Annotated in this window: 2 protein-coding genes and 1 pseudogene; all 3 read left to right on the top strand. The window is 46.2% G+C overall.

What is annotated here, in order from left to right; translation table 11 throughout:
• A pseudogene (locus tag M5B99_RS29405) lies at positions 1 to 1048 on the top strand (hypothetical protein); the annotation flags it as partial.
• A gap of 2 nt (positions 1049 to 1050) precedes the next feature.
• Positions 1051 to 1764 carry a hypothetical protein gene (locus M5B99_RS29400; protein WP_248807428.1) on the top strand — a complete coding sequence of 238 codons (714 nt, stop codon included), beginning with the start codon at positions 1051 to 1053 and terminating at the stop codon, positions 1762 to 1764.
• 246 nt (positions 1765 to 2010) lie between these two features.
• On the top strand, positions 2011 to 2599 hold a 589-nt coding region (locus M5B99_RS29395), incomplete at its 3' end, for an EF-hand domain-containing protein (RefSeq protein ID WP_248807427.1).

Here is a 2599-nt window from a genome sequence, read left to right as displayed (position 1 = left end):
AATGGTTGATGACAAGTACAAGGTGCGGGTACAGAAGCGCCTGTACGACATCATCGACCGTAACCGCGACGGCAAGATGACGGCGGAAGAACTGCAAGCGGCGATCCGTTTGCCGGCCCACGCCCAGTCGATCTCGCAGTTGATCATTCACAGTGAAAGCGAGTGGTACTACAGAGCCCCCACCTGGGACGCGCTGGATGAATTACTGGGGCATAGCGGTTCGACACCGAATTTGAATTGGTTGGCGGAGAAAGAGCGCTTCAAGCAAATCAGTTGGTGGGATGACATAGCGGAGAAGGTGGGGATTCCGACGTATGGGAAAGTGTATCACTTTCATCCGCTGGGGTTGGTGAGCAATTTTTTCAAAAAAATTGAATTAATTAATGTAAATTGTTTTCTGCAGCAATATGAGCAAGCGCATGCACTTTTTTCGCCTGGCACTACCGGCCTCAGTCAAAAATCAAAGGAAAACTTGAAAAAATTAATCATTTCTATAAACGCGTATTATGAGTCCGCTCCACAGACAGCAAATATTTATGAAGTATCTTACATGTTGGCTACGGCCAGGCATGAAACCTACCATTTTCCAACAGGGGAGTTTTTTAGTGAGCTGCCAGAAGTTGGTAGCTTTTCGTACTTTAACAAGTACGATCCGATTCTTGCAGCAACCCCAGAGCTTCGAGAGAGAGCTAGAGGAAATGGAAATACCGTAGAGGGTGACGGGTTCAAGTACAGAGGTCGTGGTTGTGTACATCTGACGTGGAAAAAACATTACCAAACGTTTACAGATCTACTATCTATTGACTTTGTTTCAAATCCAGATAGGGCAGCAAAATTTGAGCACTCTGTACCCATCATGATTCAGGGGATGACTCATGGGGTGTTTACCGGAAAAAAGCTGAGCGATTACTTCAATCAATATAAAATAGATTATTTATCGGCGAGGTATATCATAAACGGTACCGACGAGAGAGCATTGATTGCTTCTTATGCGGAAAAATTTGAAGCCGTCCTCAGGAAAACGTCTAACCTGTCTACAGAGTTTTGATCATGCTGAAAATATATATATATATGCTGCTATTTCTGGCGGTAACCTACTCAAAGATAGCGACAGGAACAATTACGCACGGAGAAAAGCCCGGAAGCATTGAGCTAACCGACAATGATCGAAAAACCATTTATGAAAATATAACTGGCGATAAAGATGGTTTTTATCGCAGTCTGATAAGCATTAATGATTCTCCCGCACTGCTTGTTCTTGGGCGGGATAGTTATTATTACACCCTGACTTCCCAGGAGGGTCAGGTGCTAATTGACTGTGCTTATTTTGATGTGCGAAATATCTATAACGGCGCCAGAGCATCTGCCGGCATATGCGGGTTAAATGTGCAGCTTAGTGAGGGCTATGATGAAATTGCGCAGAATTACTCTAATGTGTGGCGGTCGTCAATTTTTTCTTTTGGTACGGGTCCCGTATTTGAGAAAGGATTGGCGACCCATTTTCTGTTAGGAAGTATCGGGAGTGTTGATATTTATGATAGATACCCTTCAGTAGAGTCGATTGAGAATGCATCTCCCCAGAAATACATTAAAAGCCATGCTGGCTGTTTTGATTTGGGAAGTGCGGTTGGTTTTTTGGTTTTTTTAAATAAAGATAAGTCACGCCTTCAGTATCTTGATATTCTTCGATCTGTCGAGCCTATGAGATTTCAGAGGATGCGAGAGCGTGACTTGAAGCGTTTGGCTGTTAATAAGTGTGTGTAGAGGGAAGTGCTGGGTGGGTCTATGTGCTGTAATTGATGAGAAATACCAACCATGAATGTAAAGTCGCCAGCGGTATCTCGCGACAATGGCGTACTGATAGCGTTTCATGGGCATCGCTACGGTCGTGATTTGAGCTTGCTTTCGACACTATCTGAAGTAAGCGCGAGTTAGCCATGCCAGTCAGATTGGATAAAGTTCCTGCACAGGTATTGCGGCCTGCACCACTTCGACTCTGGCTTTGGCAAGGTGCGGATACAGAAGCGCCTGTACGACATCATCGACCGTAACCGCGACGGCAAGATGACGGCGGAAGAACTGCAAGCGGCGATCCGTTTGCCGGCCCACGCCCAGTCGATCTCTCAGTTGATCATTCACGGTGAAAGCGAGTGGTACTACAGAGCCCCCACCTGGGACGCGCTGGATGAATTACTGGGGCATAGCGGTTCGACACCGAATTTGAATTGGTTGGCGGAGAAAGAACGCTTCAAGCAAATCAGCTGGTGGGATGACGTAGCGGAGAAGGTGGGGATTCCGACGTATGGGAAAGTGTATCACTTTCATCCGCTGGGGTTGGTGGGAGCCTTTGGTCGTCGTCCTGCATGTATGTCTCTTCCTGAATCTATTGAGTTAGCACTTAGAGTTAGTGGAGGATATGAAGGGCGTAGCGCTCTGGATTATCATGCATTAGCAGATGACTTTGATGGCCAAGGAGCTTCATTTGGTTTGATTCAGTGGGATTTCGGGCAAGGAGCGCTTGGTCCTGTGTTGCTGAAAATGTTTAGGAAGAACAGTGCCCGCTTCGCCGATTGCTTTCCAAATGGCACAAGTTATGAAT

Origin of the sequence: Pseudomonas sp. MWU13-2100 (assembly GCF_023242365.1) — a bacterium.
GTDB lineage: Bacteria > Pseudomonadota > Gammaproteobacteria > Pseudomonadales > Pseudomonadaceae > Aquipseudomonas.
This window is presented reverse-complemented; position numbering and strand designations above follow the sequence as displayed.